This window comes from Shewanella electrica, from assembly GCF_022321485.1.
Classification (GTDB): domain Bacteria; phylum Pseudomonadota; class Gammaproteobacteria; order Enterobacterales; family Shewanellaceae; genus Shewanella; species Shewanella electrica.
In genome coordinates this window covers 1-258 of the sequence record NZ_JAKOGG010000458.1, presented here as the reverse complement: position 1 = coordinate 258, position 258 = coordinate 1, and the positions used below count along the sequence as shown (strand labels likewise).

Below are 258 nucleotides of genomic sequence, written 5' to 3'. Positions count from 1 at the left end.
GATGCGGGCCGATCACCTCACACGGTTTGCTTCGTTGTTCGAAGGCGGGCTAGCCCGGCTGGCCGGCGAGGGGGAGGGAGGGGGAGGGGGAGCGGTGTATACGGAGGCGCACCACGACCATTTCTTCACGTCCACGGCTGCGGGCCATGCCACGATCTCGACAGGCGTGTATCCCAGCCGCAGCGGTATCGTGGCCAACAGCTGGTGGGACCGGAAGGAACGAAGGAACGTCTATTCGGTTGCCGATCCGAATGCTCC

Annotated in this window: 1 protein-coding gene; it reads left to right on the top strand. The window is 64.7% G+C overall.

What is annotated here, in order from left to right; genetic code table 11:
• Window position 1 precedes the first annotated feature (1 nt).
• The coding region (locus tag L9G74_RS23090) for an alkaline phosphatase family protein (RefSeq protein ID WP_369123391.1) at window positions 2-258 on the top strand (257 nt) is incomplete at its 3' end.